Consider the following 17684-nt stretch of genomic DNA (forward strand, 5'->3'; position numbering starts at 1 on the left):
TTTTAAAAAGGATGAAAAATGGTAAAAGCGCCGGAAAAATTTATGGAAACATATTTAAGTCATGAAAAAGAGGTTAGTGGTAAAAAGGAAAGGAGACCTTCCCGTGAACATGCGGCGGTATTCTCCCCGGAAAAAACGAACAGACTTAAAAGGAATATGCAAATAATCTGGGGAATTTATGGCACTCCGGAAATTAAGGAAATCCTGGCAAAAAAAGAGAGGATTCATTTTTTAGATTTGGGAAATGCCAGGGCTTGCCTGAATCTTTACTATGTAAACAGAGGGGTACTGGCTGAATATGAAGTTGATATGGGAGATCAAAGAGATCTTGCCGGCGCCAGGATATACAAGCAATCGGAAACGCTTATGAGTAGGTATTTCTATACGGAAAAGGGCGCAGAAGAACTTTTGAAGTCAACGAATGAGGTGTACCAGGCTTTTGTCGATGCCCTTTCGGCAAATGATATAGAGGAAAATGCCTTATGGGATGCAATTGCAATGCAAGAGAGCATTAAACTATCGCCGGGATATTAAAAACCTTCATGCATGCTGCTAAATCCCCTTTTGATAGAGTGGACTTCTTATCTCCCCTCTAAAAAGAGGGGCCTGGGGGGGTGTTATCTGTATCATTTCCAAGCTCCAGTCAGGGAACGAGCATTTTTACTTTCTCAAAAAACTAAACTATTATCGTATATTTAATTTGTATTATTAACACGTTTTTCCATGATATGTTGTTTTAAATGATTCTTCGAGACCCTTTATTACTACTGTTACTGATTATTATTCCCTTTCTGTTGTATGTTTATTTCCGGCAAAAGGGAACACATCCGCTGATTTTTTCTTCAATAAGAAATCTAAAAAAATTAAAACCTTCGCTTGCACAAAGGTATCGCCACATCATTATTGTTTTACGCTCGCTGGCTATTGCATTATGTATTATTGCATTAGCGCGTCCGCAGCAAGGCAATGAACAAACAAAGGTAAAGACAGAAGGGATAGACATTGTTCTCGCTGTGGACATTTCAGGAAGTATGCTGGCGGAAGATTTTGAGATGGACGGCAAACGCCAGAACCGTTTGTATGTGGTAAAGCAGGTGGTAAAGGATTTTATAAACAAACGATCAACCGACCCTATCGGCCTGGTGGTTTTTTCGGCTCATGCCTACACACAATGCCCTTTAACGCTCGACTATGGGATATTACTGCAGTTTTTGGAAAAAACAGAAATTGGGCTGCTTGAAGACGGCACAGCAATAGGCTCTGCGATTGCTTCCTCTGTAGACCGTTTGAGAAATACAAAAGCACAAAGCAAGGTAATTGTGCTTTTAACGGACGGAAGAAATAATTCAGGGCAAATTGACCCTCTTACCGCTGCAGAGCTTGCACAGGCATTTAGTATTAAAATTTATACGATCGGGGCTGGGTCAAAGGGATTGGTCCCTTATCCTGCAAGGGATTTATTTGGAAACAAGGTGATGAGACAGGTAAAGATAGATATTGATGATGAAAGCCTTGCGGAAATAGCAAATATTACCGGAGGCCGGTATTACCGGGCTACCGATACGGAGTCGCTTAAAGAAATTTACCAGCAAATAGATGCGCTCGAAAAAACAGAAACGGAAATAACCCATTACAAGGAATACAAGGAATTGTTTCACTATTTTCTGCTTCCCGCATTTGGGTGTTTATTGATTGAATTGTGCCTGAAAAAAACAAAATTAAGGAAAATTCCTTAATAACTGTGCCTGTTTTTACACCTACTACAGAAAACAAAACTATATATATCGGGAATACAAATTACCACATATGCAATACGGCAATCTTAATTACTTATACCTGCTTTTCATCATACCTGTTCTGGCTATAGGGTATATGTTCTTCTTTCAAAGAAGAATGAGGGATTTAAACCGGTTTGCCAGTCTCGATCTATTGAAGATGGCAGGCTTTTCCCTTAGCAGAAAAAAACAGTGGCTTAAGGCTGTTCTGATGATTACTGGCGTCCTCTTTCTTATCATCACACTCATAGAGCCCAAATGGGGATATCATTGGGAAGAGGTGGAAAAAAAGGGCATTGATATTATGATTGCGGTAGATACTTCCAGAAGTATGCTGGCAGATGATGTAAAGCCAAACCGCCTGGAAGTCGCAAAACGGGAAATTGAAGACCTGTTGAAAATACTGGAAGGCGACCGTGTCGGCCTGATTGCATTTGCAGGCAGGGCGTTTACCTATTGTCCACTCACCTCTGATTATAGCGCATTCCGGCTTTTTTTGAATGATTTGAATGTAAACATTATCCCCGTAGGCGGGACGGCAATAGCCGAGGCGATTTATAAGGGCATCGACGCCTTTGGTGAAAACGAGAACAACCATAAAGCAATGATAATAATTACTGATGGGGAAAACCACGAAACCAACCCATTAAAAGCGGCAAGTAAAGCAAAAGAAAAAGGGATAGTCATCTATACGGTCGGCGTTGGCAAAAAGGAAGGGTCATACATCAAAATCATTGATGAACAGGGGAAAGAGACTTTATTAAAAGACGCATATGGACAGGTAGTAAAATCAAGACTGGACGAAATAACCCTGAATAAAATAGCGCTTGAAACAGGCGGACTTTATACGCCGGCTTATGGTACTAAATGGGGACTGGCGAAGATTTATAATGAAAGCTTCGCACAAATAGAAGGGACTGTTTACAAAACACAGAGGGTGAAAAAATACGTAAACCGGTTTCAGATCCCCCTTTTCTTTGCCCTTATTTTCATATGTCTCGAATGTTTTGTGAAAGAAACGAAATACTCTTGAGAGAAAAAAGGATTCTATGACGAATGTGCTGCCTTTCATTATAAGCGGTTGGTTGTTTCTCGGCTGGATAGACCCCTTTGCCGATCAGGTCCGGCAGGGAAATGAACTCTATAAAAAAGGGAATTATGACCAAGCCCTGGAAAAATATCTTAACGTACAGGTAGATTCCCCGGATGTTCCGCAATTGAGTTTTAATGTTGCTGATACGCAATACAAGCGGGGCAAATACGATGAAGCGCTTAAATCATTTGAGAAGGCGCTGAAAACCGGAACCCCGGAAATGCAGGCGAAAACCAGCTTTAACATAGGAAACACACTCTATAAGCAGGGGAAGATGAGCGAGGCATTAGACTGGTATAAAAAAACGGTTGATATTATTGATGAAATAACGCCCAAAAAAGACGGTGAACTTGAACAATTAAAAAACGATGCAATGTATAATCATGAATTTGTCGAAAAGAAATTAGAGGAACAGCAGCAGCAACAGGGGCAGGATAATCAACAGGAACAGGAGCAGGAGCAGGAACAGGAACAAAGTGAACAGGAACAGCAAAATGACCAGAACGAAGGCGATGATCAATCTGATGAAAATAAAGAACAAGAGGGTAAGGAACAAGAACCGGACGGCGGTAACCAGCCATCTGAAGATAAGCAGGAGGAAGATTTAAACAAGGAGAATGAACAACCTTCTCACGCGAATGAAGAGCAAGAGCAACAGCAAGATCAACCTCCTCCACAGCAGCAGGATGCGCAAACCCAGGAAGAGGGAGACCGGCAAATGTCGAAAGAAGAAGCGGAGCGTATTCTTGATGCATTGAATCAGGCTGAAAAAGAGGCGAGGCCTGTAAACAGAGAAAAACAACGCCAGCCACACAGGTCGGTAGAAAAGGACTGGTAACTCCAAAGCTGGTGTAGCCGGAACCAAAAAAAGCGCCAGATAAAAAATACTAAGCACGAAATACGAAACAGGCGGTTTTTACGGTCACAGCAAACGGACACATCTCATGGCCTTGATTTTGAACATTTGAATTTTGAGTTTCGGTATTGTTTCGAATTTCGATATTCGAATTTCGTATTTAGACGCTTCGACATATCGACAAAATTTTGTCGATGTTTGAGGCGCTAAGCGCCTGATTCAGAGTGGAGCTGTAAATAGGAATTTATTCATGTATAGGGAATATTTTAAAATGAAGAAACTTACAGGCTTTGTTTGGCTTTTTATGTTGTTGGCAATTATTTTCGGAGGCATGGAAAAGGCATATGCCACGGAAATTGGTTTAACCGTCACGGTAGATAAAAACATATTAACATTGGACGACAAGCTGAAACTCACATTGACCGTCTACGGCGCGCAGGATGTTTCCCAGCCAACATTCCCGGAAATAGAAGGCTTTAGCGTGTTGTATGGTCCTCAAATTACCGCACAGACACGAATAATCAACGGGGAGGTATCGATAAGCAAGGGATACACTTATATGTTGCAACCCGTTGCAAAGGGCAAATACACCATCGGTTCATCAACTCTGACGCACAACGGAAGGCAATATACCTCAAATCCTATAAATATTGAAGTGATAGAATCAAAACCTTCCACAGGCACAAAAACGGTTGATCTTGATAAGTTGGTTTTTGTGGAATTGCATACGGATAAAGATGCGGCGTATTTATATGAACAGATAACCCTTTACTTCAGACTCTATTTCCAGAAGGGATTGCCGGTTGCTGATATTGATTACACTGCGCCTGCTACAAGAAATTTTATGGAAGAAAAACTGGGTGACCAGCGCCAATATGAAGTAGTAAGAGAGGGCATACTCTATAATGTGCTGGAACTCCGTACCGCGATATTTCCAATAGTGTCGGGAGAATCGGCAATAACGCCGGCAAAAGTAAAGTGTAACTTAATTGTTCAGGAACAGAGGAATCGCAGGGGAACGCCGTTTGATGATTTTTTTAACGATTCATTTTTTGATGACTTTTTTGGCAGTGGACAAAGGAAATATCCCGTAGAAAGGACAACAAACCCTGTTCTCTTAAAAATAAAACCATTGCCTGAAGACGGAAAACCAAAGGAATTTAAAGGCGCCGTGGGAAATTTTAATATGGAAGCTTCCGTTAAAACATCCCGGGTAAGGATAGGAGACCCGATAACATTGTCTATTTCTGTATATGGAGACGGGTATATTCAGACCATAAATGAACCTGCGCTGGCATTCAATAATGACGAAGACTTTAAGATTTATCCCGCAGAATCAACTACACAAATTACCAATAGAGAAGAAGTTATTCGCGGCAGAAAAGTATTCAGCAAGGTCATTGAACCACAAAATACAGAGCTAAGAAACATCCCTGCCATAGTATTCAGCTATTTCGATCCTCGTGAAAATCAATATAAAACAATTACAAAAGAGCCGATTCCTATCACGGTGGACTCATGGGAACAGGAAATACCCATTCAATTGGCACACTCTCTGGAAAAATCGCCGTCTTCCCGGCGGCAGGTACAGTTGCTAACGCAGGATATCCTCCCCATTATGACCGGTCTTTCTTCTTTGAAGAATCAGGGAAATCCTCTCTATAAAAACCCCCTCATCGTAGGAGGCCTTTTTCTTCCCGCTATTGTCCTGGCAACCACTTTTTTTGTTGTACGGCATAAAGACCGTCTTCAAACGGATATCGGTTATGCGAGAAACAGAAGGGCGCGTTCCGTGGCAAACAAAAGGCTCACCTTGGCGCAATCTGCGCTTTTTGGGGATTCATCTCCCATGTTTTATGCGTACCTTTCCAGGGGAATTACCGAATACCTTGCGGATAAATTCAATATTCCCGCCGCAAGCGCGTCGGGTGGAAAAGTGGAGGAATTGCTGCAAAATAACAGAGTTTCGGATGACGTCATTGCCGAAGTAGCCCGATGCCTGTCTGATTTTGATTACCGCAGGTTTTCCAGCGACGCCGGCACGATAAATGAAAGGGAAAACTCTTTAAAGGTTGCTGCGCAGCTCATTACAAAATTGGAGAAACAACTATGATTCGAACACAATTCCGCATATTCATTTTTGTGATAATGTTTCTTTTCGGAGGGGTGGCATTTGCAGATGCCCTTTCGAAAGATGAGGTGATAAAAATATTTACCGCTGCAAACGAAGACCATTCGCAGGCCGTGAAGCTCATAGCGGAAAAAAAACTTCCGGAAGCAAACAAAAAACTTGAAGAAGCCGCGCTACAGTATGAAATAATCCTTTCCAAAGGTTTTCGGCACGGCCAGATTCACTATAACCTTGGAAATACTTACTATCGTTTGGGAGAAGTGGGCAAAGCAATTTTAAACTATCGAAAAGCCCAGAGGTTGATGCCGGGAAACGCAGAGATTGACGTAAACCTGAGACTGGCAAAAAACTCCATCGAAGACAAAGAGGCTATTCATGAGACGCCGGCAGTCATTCAACGGATATTTTTCTGGTTTTTCCTCTTGAATCAGAATGGACTCGCGGTCTTTTCAGTATTAATTTATGTAATGACCATGTTGTTGCTTATTGCGTTGGTTATTTTAAAATATAGATGGTTGAAACGCCTTATCATAGGCTTCACGGTTGGGTTGCTGATCGCTGTTGTATCGCTGGGGATAAAAATGTACGTGGAACGGGGCATTGACCATGGAGTGATAATAGCAAAAAATTGTCCGGTGCGGTATGGTCCCGGGGAAGAATATGAAACGAAATATGAAATTCACGAAGGGGCGGAATGTGTCATTGAACAAGTAAAAGGGCAATGGTATAAGGTATATGTGCATGTAGGTATAAAACAGGGAGACCCCCTGCAGGCTGATGCTGATAAAAAAGAGGATAAGGAAATAAGAAGGGGCTGGCTGCACAAAGACGCCGTGGGCATCATTTAGTAGCTACGTGACGAGTCTTCAAGCAGATAGAGATATGGGGTTGATAATCAGTGGATTTTAATCGTACAAAATCTGTGGTCCCTGCAATTGTGAAAATCCGAAATACTAAACACGAAATCCGAAACAAATTCAAATGACAAAATGATTTGAAATTTTAAACGAGAGTATCTTTCGTATCTCGCCTTTCGTGCTTCATATTATTGCCTGCCTATGCGTGACCGCACGCAAACAGGGATGTATTGGATTTGTTTTGAATTTTATGATTTGTTATTCGGATTTGTTTCGTATTTCGTATTTCGTTTTTTTTATTTCTTGTTTGGTTCTGGGCTATGCCATCTCAGGAATTTTAACATTTTTTGTAGAGACGCATTGCATGCGTCTCTTTCTTTACGTATAGCAGTTTCCAGACGCATGCAATGCGTCTCTACATTAACATCAACAAAAGAATAAAGTCGTTGCTAAGGGCAGTCTAATTTAAGGTTTAGGAATTTCAATATTTTCAGTTAAGTAACTAACAAACCCACCCCTCAATCCCCTCCCAAGAGGGGACTTATCAAATTCCCCTCTTGGGAGGGGTCGGGGGTGGGTAAAAATGAATGCCGTTGGGTTTTCGTTTTTAAAAACCCAACCTAATTTAACGCAATGTTTTCTGGCGGGAAGTTTTTTTCAGGCATCTTCAAATTTGGAGCTTATAATGGGCGGAATATATGGCAAATTAACGATTACCGCATTTATTTTATTTGTGGCAATCCAGGTCGGTTTTATTATCATGTGCACAGCATTTGGCAGAAGAAATAAAAATGTCTCAAAACCATAGAAATAGTAAAACGCAAGATAAGGTAAAAGCGGCTAAATTATTTAGGGGATTTTTATGAAGACAATTAATTTAAAAGCTCATTTTGATGGCGAAAAAATACTTTTAGATGAACCATTTGACATTGAACCAGATACAAAACTCATCATAACTTGTTTTGCCGAAGCACATGGATGAAGAGCGGGAAGACTGGATGGTCATCTCTAAAAGAGGCTTGCAACAGGCTTGTGGTAAAAATTAGCTAGAATATTCTACGGATTTAATAAAATTGGAAGAGAAAAATGACAGAGATTGATAAGCAAGACGAAAGAATTAGCGCCATCTTTGGTGGTGAGATTCCAGATGTCACGGAAGAATCTTTAGAGACATATCTGACCTACTTAAAGGAGCATATCGAATTGCCATGTGAGCTAACCGGCATCGAAGATTTTGATTGGGAAGAGTATTATGTGATTGGTCCAGGAGACCAGAAGGAATATGAGAGGCTAAAAAAGACCAAACCCTCTTATACTGATAAGTACGATATGCTCTCGTTAGCAACTGAAGTAGATGGCTGGGTGGGGATTTTAGTCAATTTGAAGCGAGTCTCAGATAAGAAGAAATTCACTTTACCATTAGCGGAGCTGAAAGCAACAGATGAGAAATCGAAGAACTATCAGTTGCTGGATAATTATTCTGTCTGGTTTGTAAATAATAGATAGCAAAGCAGTAAACAGGTATTGGTGATTGTGTGGTGGATCGCCGCATAACCGTTGCACACAGATTGGGTCAAATGGACAATTTTATCCTATTTTTGCGATATTCATTCCCACTTCAAAAAAATAGTACTGAATAGGGCATATGCTTCGCCCCTACTTTTTCAAAAAACTAAAGTGTTACAATTTTTGTGAATTCGACCGCACAAACCTTTTGTAATAAAAAGTTCCATCAAAGAATGATTCATTCATATTTAAAGACAGATTTCCATGCCCTCCAGTGCGGCGAAACATTCCATATCATATTGATCATCCAATAATTCCACGCAGTTTTTAATATGGGCATCTATATGTTCGTCAAAACTTTCCGGATCATGATGGAAAAGCGCCAGCTTCTTCACCCTTCCCTGCAGCGCCAGGCTTAATACCTCCGGGATGGAGGAATGCCCCCACCCCACTTTATGCTGATATTCCTGGTTTGTGTACTGGGCGTCATGGATAAGAAGGTCGGCGCCTTCAATTAATTGTAACATTTTTTCAATTATGTCCTGCTTATACTCATATTTGTATGCTTCATCAGTCCACAGAGGAATGGGGACTATTTCGTTGTCGGTGAAGTAGCATATTTTCTTATTTTCATATGTTATTACATACCCCATTGCACGCCCCGGGTGATTTATGTAAAGGGTATCAACCTTTATTCCGTCAATAACATAATTCCCTTCCCAAAGTTTTTTAAATTTTATCTTCGCCTGTAACGATTGCAATCTGACAGGGAAATAAACGCTCTCCATCTGGTTCGATATAATATGCTCTAACCTCTCGCCTTGTAATCCCATTCCATAAATAATTATCTCGTTGCCTTTCAGGTAGGCCGGTTTAAAAAAAGGCAGCCCCTGGATATGGTCCCAGTGGAAATGGCTTAAAAAGATATGAGCCTTTACCTTGTTTCCTTCCGCACATAATTGGTTTCCCAATTCTTTAATGCCTGTTCCTGCGTCAAATATAAACAAACAGTTTGGAAACCGCACTTCAACACAGGCGGTATTTCCGCCGTATTTTGTAGTTTTTACTCCAGGAATGGGAATAGACCCCCTTACGCCCCAGAATTTAACCTTAATTCCTACCGTCACTGTTTCTCCTCTAAGCTGGCATAGCCAGAATTAATTAAGCACGAGATATAAAATACGAAGCACGAAATACGAAATAAATCCCAGAATACAAAATCCCAATGAAAAAAAACCATAGATGCGAAGCATGTGCCAGTTTGGGTATGAACGCCTTTATAACGATTTATAGCAAATGCTTCGAACCTACTTACTTTTTGTTTAAGAGAAGGCCGCCATTTGCCCTGTAAAAGAGTGTATCTCCCTGTACGACGTCAGAAAAGACGTCTCTCTCTCCCTGATTGTCAAGCAGCATGCCTATGCCGGTGATTTCTTCTGTTTTTGACGGAAAAGAAAACCCCTGGCTGCTGTCCTTTGCCCGGTATACGTCGTTTCCCTGAAAATCCGCCAACACTCCGATACCCTTCTCTATACCAGCTCCCTGCGATACGATTTCGCCCGCATAGATATCATTTCCCATAGTATCGACAAGAAACCCGATGCCGGTATCGTGCCCACACCCCTGCGAAACGCCAAAAGAACACTCGTATTTGTCATCACCCCCGTTATCCCCCAGTATTCCAATTGCGGAATGTATGCCGGCGCCCTGGGCGTAACGGCTTGCATAGTAGGTATCGCTCCCTTCGGAATCAAACAATAACCCCATTGAAAAATAATATCCGCTGCCCTGAGAGAAATAGTCGCCATAATACCTGTCCGAGCCTTTTTTATCTATTAATATCCCAATGCCGCCGGAAGCCCCCACTATGGTAGTTTCAGGCCTGATGCCCATGCCCATCCCCTGCGACATGGATTGAAAGGATTTTCCCGGATCCCTGAAATCAGGGTATTTTCCGCCGGCAAAATAAAAATCGTTTCCCTTATCATCTTCCAATATCCCGATTCCTTTTGTAAACCCGACTCCCTGCGAAAACTGGCGGCTGAAATAAAAGTCGTTGCCGTTGGCGTCTATCAATTGACCCAATCCAAAAAACCCAACCCCGCCATTCAACGCATTTCCGCTATAAAAATCGTCGCCTTCATTATCAAGTAATATTCCTATCCCAAATAAACCTGCTCCCTGCGCAAAATCCATCCCCACATACTTGTCATCACCTTTAACATCCTCAAGGATGCCAATCCCAAATCTGCCGGTTCCCTGAGCAAATGGTTTTGCGGCATCATACGTGTCGTTGCCGGAGAAATCAATGCAAACGGAAAGGGGCATTTCTTTGCCCGATGCTCCTGCATTATTGAAATAATAATCATTTCCGCCAAGGTCAACAATAACCGCTGCATCTTCATAATAATAGGTAGCGCCGGTTCCACCGATGACGATTTTCCCTATGCTTGTATCCTGCGCCAGTAAAACATCGCCGGCATAGCCATCGCCTCCCCCTGCTTTCTTACCGGAAGGAATTTTAATGTTATCTGCACCCTGGAGGAGTGCTGGCAGGGTAAACGGCTGTAAAGCCGTTTGCGTCAGATCGCCGTCATATTTTCTTATATCTTCAATCCTGTGCAGCATCAGCATTACGGCTTCAAATAATCCTGAAAGATCCACCCTTTTAGACAACTCAAGCACCCTTGCCATATCGGATGGCTCAATAGTCTCTTCCGGAACCCATATTTTTTGAGCGGATTGATATAAAAAATCAAACTCATCCTCTGCTAAAGCGCCAAACGCTCCCCTAATAAGCGAAACACAGGGGACAATATCATTGATGAGCCTTTGTATGCTTGCATGCAAGTCCCCGTCATGGTTTATTTCTTCCCTTTCCTCTCTTTCTGAAAATTCAACATCTAATAACTTTGCCGCAGACCGCACCTGTCCGGCAATGCTTTCTTCAAGAAAAATGTCCCGGATAATTTTGCCGGTTTCATAGGTATGCATTGGATTTTGCAGCGAATAATCTATTATGGACAAACGAAACGGATTTGATGCTTCATTTGTCTGATATCCTTCCCTTACGTAAACTTCCTCCCCTATCCTTTGAATAGTATCTCTGAACATTTTTTTATATGCCATATTTTCCATTGCAAAATCCATAAACGATTGCCCTTGTCCTTTTTTGGCGCCTTGGGTTAAAAATGTTGTCGGGGATAAAACAGGGTGTGTAACGGGTTCTTTCGTATTTTTTAAAAGTTTTGCGATAAGCTCCGGCTTGCATTCAATTACATTGCCATCCCTTAAGACCGTCAGTGACGGAACGGCTCCGGCACCCATAGTTTCTATACTATTTTTGAACCTGATTAAATTCTTCCCTTCATCATCGACAAGAGGTTCATTATTAATCTTTGTGATAATATCTCCCGTTTTCATGCCTGCCTTTTCTGCCGGAGAACCTTTTGTAGTTTCAACAACCAAAATGCCCTTGTCCTTTTCATTTTCCATAAAGATGCCAATCCATCCTTTATTGAAATGTACCTTTTCCTTATCAAAGCCTGTCCCCGGAAGTTCAAAGAAATTTTCAGGAGAAAAGCTTATATCACTGACAGATAACTGTACAGCTTCTTTTGCAAGGGCATGGTGAGGTAACATATTTACTGTAAGTGTACAAAAAAGGATTATCCTATATAAAATTTTTATAACCATATTCATATTCACTTATCTTCGTTCTACAAGTTTGAAATTCCTAAGCTGGCATAGCCAGAACTAAACAAGAAATAAAAAATACGAAATTCGAAGTACGAAATCCGAAACAAATCCGAATGACAAAGCATAAAATTCAAAACAAATCCAAAACATCCCTGTCTGCGTAAATCACGCACAGGCAGGCAACAATATGAAGCACGAAATGCGAGATACGAATGATACATTTGTTTAGAATTTCAAATCATTTTGTCATTAGAATTTGTTTCGGATTTCGCGTTGCGGATTTCGGATTTCACAATTAAATATTTTGTCATGAAATGCAAAAAAATTACTGATAAGGCGCTATTCCATGAAAACATTTTCTGGCGGCATAGTCAACATTGTGTGTTTATACTCCCTTTATATTTGCTTGACAAGATAAATTAAAGCTAATATCATAACCGAACGTCACGTTTTTAGCCTACCACAATGAGGCTTGCAGAATGGGTAAACCCGCAGTACGTTCATCAAAAACAACATAACATTTAACCAATATACCGACACAATGGAACTTTTGTATCCGGAAAAAGAAAAACCACCATTAATCCTCGTTGTAGATGACGTTGAGGCACACCTTGAACTCATAGAAGCGGTATTAACCACAGAAAGATATAGGGTTGAAGCTACCACTGACGTAAAACAAGCCATTCGGTTCACAGAAACTCATTCTCCGGAATTAGCCATTCTCGATGTAATGATGCCTGGTATGAATGGCTACGAATTGTGCAAAAGACTAAAATCCATATCCAGGCGAAAATTCTTCCCGATAATCCTTGTGACAAGTCTCAATCAGGTAGAAGACAAAATAGCGGGACTTGAGGCCGGGGCAGACGATTTTTTCAGCAAACCATTCAACACACTCGAACTTATTACAAAGATTCGTTCACTCATTAAACTTGAGCGGCTCCAGGATGAACTGGAATGCTCGGAAGATATAATCTTTACCCTCGCAATCACCATAGAGGCCAAAGATCTCTATACAAAAGGACATTCCGAAAGGGTTGGCAATTTGTCGGCGGAATTTGCCGGTTTTCTAGGATTTCCCGATAAAGATATCATTAGTATCAGAAAAGGCGGCATATTGCACGACATTGGAAAGATAGGAATAAATGAAGCAATACTTCTCAAAAGCGACCGTCTTTCTGAAGATGAAACAACCCTGGTGAGAGACCACCCTGTGATCGGATCAAAAATCTGTAAACCCTTGTATTCCTTACGCCAGGTGCTCCCTATTATAAGAAGCCACCACGAGAGATGGGACGGAAAAGGCTACCCTGACGGACTTACGGGTAGTGAAATACCTGTTATGGCAAGAATGGTAAATATTATTGACACATTCGATGCGATGACGTCTATAAGACCTTACAGGAATGGTGTTTTTACGCGGGAAGAAGTCATAGCCACCATGAAGAAGGAAAAAATGTCAGGACAATGGGATCCTCATCTTACAGAAAAATTTATAGAAATGATGGAAAAGCAGTATCTGAATCAATGGCCACTGAAAAGAGATTAACGTTAATGAATCTGTGATTGGCTCATAGCAATCTGGCTAATGGCTATCAGCTATCGTTTTTAATCTGTACTACTATCCATCAACTCGTGGCTAAATAAAAAGGAGACTATAGAAGTGAAAAATATAACACTTGAAACTATTTGCAAAAAGATTACTGATCTGCAGCATGATATCGATCAGATTAAGAAGATTCTTTTAGAGGAGCCAGAGTTGCGTGAAGATTTTATTTTACGGATAAGAGATATTGACCTGGAAAGATCCATTATAGTTGATGACTTCAAAGAGAGATACGGACTAAAATAGTGTATAGGCTTGCCATTAAAGAAATGCTGCGGTTAATTAATCGGAAAGTACAAGATATATTGGTAGATCCTTATCGTTTTAAGCCGCTGAAAAAACCATTGCAAAATAAACGAAGAGCTCACGTCGGAGGATCTTTCGTTTTGGTTTATGAGATAAATGAAAAAGAAAAGATTGTAACACTTTTCGATTTTGATCATCATGATAATATCTATAAAGATTAACCTGCTAGCTTGTAGGTAAGGATGGATGAATAGGAAATCTGTGGTTCCATGGTCTACAGTCTACAGTCTACAGTCTACAGTCTACAGTCTACAATCGGCAATCGGCAAATTGCAAATTGCAGATTGAGGATTGAGGATTGAGGATTGAGGATTGAGGATTGTTAACAGATTGTTTTTTTAAATAATATTGGAGTCCGGCAGTATGATAAAAATTGCCATAGTGGGTGCAGGAAAGGGCGGCAAAGCCCTTCTTGATATATTTCATAACAATGGTGAGACACAGGTAGTCGGCATAACCGATAAGGACAAGAATGCACCTGCCCTGCACCTCGCTAAAGAATGTGGAATTTTTAGTACAGATACCATTGATGAACTCTATTGTCAAAAACCTGACATTATTCTCAACGTTACCGGCAACGCTGAGATAAGTGAATATATCAGAAAATCTTCCCCCCATCCTATAGACGTTATAGAGGGTACAGGGGCAAGATTCCTCTGGGAATTAGTAAGTAAACAGCAAGAAGCCAGAAAGGACATGGAGGCGCTGTATCAAAGCGGGCTACTCATTACACGGGCTAAAAGCTTAACCGGCGCCCTTGACGAGGCGCTTGGTTCCGCCTTGAGGCTCACGGATACACCTGCCGGGAGCATTGCAATCATTGACGGCGAAGAAATGATTATGGCCTCCCAAAAAGGATTAAGCCGCGATTTCCTGAAATCATTGCGATGGAAACCCAGAGGGGATGGCATTACCCGATATATACTGGAACAAACTAAGCCGGTCGAGTTTCAGGATGTTGAAAAGGAACCAATGTTTAATGATACGGTGATTTTAAAAGAAGGTATAAAATCCCTCCTTGCAGCGCCGCTCCTTCTCAACGGTAGTGTAGTCGGCATACTCTATTTAGACGATTTCAAGCCACGGGTATTTACCGAAAGACATAAAAACCTCATAAAACTCTTTTCTACAATGGCCGCCCAGACAATTGAAAAATATAAATTACTCCACGACCTGGAAGCATCCTTAACGTATTTTCAGGGGATGCTGGATGATTCGGGCGACATGATTATCACCACAGACTGCGAAGGCAGTATTGTAAAGTTTTCAAAAGGTGGCGAGAAAATTTTAGGCTACAAGGAACATGAGGTCAGAGGCAAAAATTGCTCCGAACTCTATGTAAATAAAGGGGAACGGACGAATATACTTGAAGCGCTCAAGGGAAAGAGTTCTCTTTCCAATTATGAAACCACACTCCTCAAAAAAGATAACACCCCGGTTGATATAAGCCTCACCATTTCGGAGTTGCGGGATAAGACAGGTAACGTCATAGGCACTGTAGGGATAAGCAAAGACATTACCGAAGAAAAACGCATGAAAAGTGAACTTAAGAAGAAGAATAGGGAACTTGAGGAACTGACCAACAACCTGGAAGAAAAGGTGCTTGAGAGAACAAATGCGCTTGAAAAAATGAACAGGGAACTTGTCCGGGCAAACGAACTGAAAGGACGTTTCATCGCAAACGCAAGCCACGAACTCAGAACGCCCCTTCATTCCATAATAGGTTTCTCAGAAATACTGCTACAAAAAACCTTTGGCGACTTAACCGAAAGACAGCAAAGATACCTGAACACCATCTTTGGTTCTGCCAAACATCTCCTTTATTTGGTGAATAATATCCTGGATCTGGCAAAAATTGAGGCCGGCAAGGCGGAAATTTCATATCAGTCATTCCCGGTGAAAAGCGTTATTGATGAAGTATTGGTGGTAATAAGGCCACTTGCGGACCGGAAGATGATAGTACCTGAGACGGTAGTTCATCATGACGTCCATTTTACCGCAGACAAGATAAAGTTTAAGCAAATCCTCTACAACCTGATAAGCAATGCCATTAAGTTTACGGCGGATAGCGGCAAGGTAGGCATTGCCATTGAAAAGATAATCAGCGATAAAAAAACCTTCCCATGGGTAACAGAATCGCAGGAGTTCCTTAAAGTCTCCGTGTGGGATACGGGAATAGGCATCAAACCGGAAGACAGGGAGCGGATCTTTGAGGAATTTGAGCAGATCGATTCCTCAAAATCCACGGAGGGCACGGGGCTCGGCCTTTCCCTTACGAAAAAACTCGTGGAAATACACGGGGGACATATCACGGTTGAAGGCAGTTATGGGCAGGGTTCGGTCTTTAATGTCTACATGCCCTTCATAGTCAGTGAAGGATACGGTGCTGTAAAAGCATCCATGACTTCCCTGACGGCTTTGCCAGAAGAAGAACAACAAGGGCCACTGATACTTGTGGTGGAAGACGATTTGCCTACGGCAGAGATTCTGGACATCCATCTTACCCAGGCGGGTTACCGGGCAGCGCATGCCTATGACGGAGAAGAAGCATTACGCAAGGCAAAGGAACTCAAGCCATTTGCGATTACCCTTGATATTATGCTTCCAAAAAAAGACGGTTTGGCAGTGCTTCAGGAGCTTAAGGCAGACGCGGAAACCAGAAATATCCCCGTAATAATCCATTCTATTGTGGAGAATAAAGAACTGGCTTTTGCCTTGGGGGCAGCAGACTACCTGGTAAAACCAGTGGAAAAGGCAACTCTTATCGAGAAACTTTCGGAGATGTCTTTTGTCACAAAGAAAAGCCATTTTCCGGTAAACATTCTTGTTATTACCAGCGATGAAACCACCATGGAGACCCTTCGTAGCACCATTGAAAATGAAGGGTTTCTGATGCAGACTGCCGCTGATGTTGAAAGCGGACTTAGCCTTGCACTGGCGACAAAGCCGAATTCTATTATCATTGATTTGGGCATACAGGAGGGAGGATTTAAAATAATCAGGGAATTTCAGGAAAATCCTGCCTTAAAAGACATACCCATTTTTGCCATTGCCGCAGAAACACTTTCGCCAAACGAAAGGTTGGAAATGGTAGATCAGATTGAAAGGGTTTTGTGGAGGGAATCGTTAAGCTCAAAATCATTTATAAATCATTTGAAGGATATTGAGGTCTTGCACCCGAAAAGGGCGAGACTTATTGATGAACTGACCGGAATTTTCAATCACCGGTATTTTCAGATACGTCTGGTGCAGGAAACATTGCGGGCAGAACGATATAATCTGCCGCTGGCGCTTATGCTTTTTGATATTGATCACTTTGACAATTATGTTGTCCGGAAGGGAGAGTACTATGGCAATCTCGTCATTAAAAAAATCGCCGGGCTTATCAAGAAAAACACAAGGGGTTCGGATATTTTTATCCGGTACGGAAACAGCGCTTTTGCCCTGCTGCTGACAAATACCATTATATCGTCCGCAACCAACCTCGCAAAGAGATTTGTCTCGACAATCAACGATTATCCGTTCCTTTATGAAGAGGTTCAGCCTATGGGCAAGATCACCATCAGCCTGGGGCTTGTTGAATTTCAGGCGCAGTCTCCGGAAGAATTTGTCTATGCCGCCGAATTTTCACTCTCTGCTGCCGCTGCAAAGGGCAGAAACAGGGTAGAAGTGTATCGGAAAGGCGATAAAACATAAATACAGTATCAATTTAGGACTACAAACAGAAGAATTGATGCTGATTGCTGATCAATCCTGTTTTATTGCATACCGCCGGGGGGATTATTGGGGGTGTTTGAAATTCCTAAACTTTTAATTAGGTTGGGTTTTTAAAAGACAAAAACCTAACGGCATTCA

Annotated in this window: 13 protein-coding genes; 11 read left to right on the forward strand and 2 right to left on the reverse strand. The window is 41.6% G+C overall.

Going from position 1 to position 17684, the window contains the following annotated elements; all coding sequences use genetic code 11:
- Positions 1 to 18 precede the first annotated feature (18 nt).
- The 7 genes from ABJL82_RS09100 to ABJL82_RS09130 all read left to right on the forward strand — a co-directional run bounded on the left by ABJL82_RS09100 (position 19) and on the right by ABJL82_RS09130 (position 8218).
- On the forward strand, positions 19 to 534 hold the full coding sequence (locus ABJL82_RS09100) for a hypothetical protein (protein WP_347274415.1): 516 nt from the start codon (positions 19 to 21) through the stop codon (positions 532 to 534).
- A gap of 206 nt (positions 535 to 740) precedes the next feature.
- Positions 741 to 1736 carry a VWA domain-containing protein gene (locus ABJL82_RS09105; protein ID WP_347274416.1) on the forward strand — a complete coding sequence of 332 codons (996 nt, stop codon included), beginning with the start codon at positions 741 to 743 and terminating at the stop codon, positions 1734 to 1736.
- A gap of 70 nt (positions 1737 to 1806) precedes the next feature.
- Entirely contained in the window at positions 1807 to 2808 is a 1002-nt protein-coding gene (locus ABJL82_RS09110; protein ID WP_347274417.1) for a VWA domain-containing protein, read from the forward strand.
- 16 nt (positions 2809 to 2824) lie between these two features.
- Positions 2825 to 3706 (forward strand): tetratricopeptide repeat protein, encoded by an 882-nt coding sequence (locus ABJL82_RS09115; RefSeq protein WP_347274418.1) that lies wholly within the window; start codon positions 2825 to 2827, stop codon positions 3704 to 3706.
- Between the two features lie 289 nt (positions 3707 to 3995).
- A complete protein-coding gene (locus ABJL82_RS09120) occupies positions 3996 to 5837 on the forward strand; it encodes a BatD family protein (protein WP_347274419.1) in 1842 nt (613 codons plus the stop codon).
- Positions 5834 to 6703, forward strand: coding sequence for a tetratricopeptide repeat protein (locus ABJL82_RS09125; RefSeq protein WP_347274420.1), 870 nt, complete (start codon positions 5834 to 5836; stop codon positions 6701 to 6703). Before ABJL82_RS09120 ends, ABJL82_RS09125 begins: the two co-directional genes overlap by 4 nt.
- Before the next feature lie 1095 nt (positions 6704 to 7798).
- The gene (locus ABJL82_RS09130; protein ID WP_347274421.1) at positions 7799 to 8218 is read left to right on the forward strand and encodes a hypothetical protein; all 420 of its coding nucleotides are present in this window, start codon (positions 7799 to 7801) and stop codon (positions 8216 to 8218) included.
- A 248-nt stretch (positions 8219 to 8466) separates the two neighbouring features.
- Here ABJL82_RS09130 and ABJL82_RS09135 read toward each other — a convergent pair whose 3' ends face one another.
- Both ABJL82_RS09135 and ABJL82_RS09140 read right to left on the reverse strand, forming a co-directional pair.
- A complete protein-coding gene (locus ABJL82_RS09135; RefSeq protein WP_347274422.1) occupies positions 8467 to 9345 on the reverse strand; it encodes an MBL fold metallo-hydrolase in 879 nt (292 codons plus the stop codon).
- A gap of 184 nt (positions 9346 to 9529) precedes the next feature.
- Positions 9530 to 11860: a PDZ domain-containing protein gene (locus ABJL82_RS09140; RefSeq protein WP_347274423.1), complete on the reverse strand. Its 2331-nt coding sequence runs from the start codon at positions 11858 to 11860 to the stop codon at positions 9530 to 9532.
- A gap of 598 nt (positions 11861 to 12458) precedes the next feature.
- Here ABJL82_RS09140 and ABJL82_RS09145 point away from each other — a divergent pair.
- From ABJL82_RS09145 to ABJL82_RS09160, 4 genes are all read left to right on the forward strand, one after another.
- Positions 12459 to 13466, forward strand: coding sequence for an HD domain-containing phosphohydrolase (locus ABJL82_RS09145; RefSeq protein WP_347274424.1), 1008 nt, complete (start codon positions 12459 to 12461; stop codon positions 13464 to 13466).
- A gap of 114 nt (positions 13467 to 13580) precedes the next feature.
- Complete coding sequence (locus ABJL82_RS09150) at positions 13581 to 13769, forward strand: hypothetical protein (protein ID WP_347274425.1); 189 nt, start codon at positions 13581 to 13583, stop codon at positions 13767 to 13769.
- Positions 13769 to 13990, forward strand: a complete 222-nt coding sequence (locus ABJL82_RS09155) for a type II toxin-antitoxin system RelE/ParE family toxin (RefSeq protein WP_347274426.1) — start codon at positions 13769 to 13771, stop codon at positions 13988 to 13990. Before ABJL82_RS09150 ends, ABJL82_RS09155 begins: the two co-directional genes overlap by 1 nt.
- Positions 13991 to 14192: 202 nt before the next feature.
- Positions 14193 to 17525 carry a diguanylate cyclase gene (locus ABJL82_RS09160; RefSeq protein ID WP_347274427.1) on the forward strand — a complete coding sequence of 1111 codons (3333 nt, stop codon included), beginning with the start codon at positions 14193 to 14195 and terminating at the stop codon, positions 17523 to 17525.
- The last annotated feature ends 159 nt before the right edge of the window (positions 17526 to 17684 follow it).

This window comes from Candidatus Kuenenia sp., from assembly GCF_039794105.1.
Taxonomy (GTDB): Bacteria; Planctomycetota; Brocadiia; order Brocadiales; family Brocadiaceae; genus Kuenenia.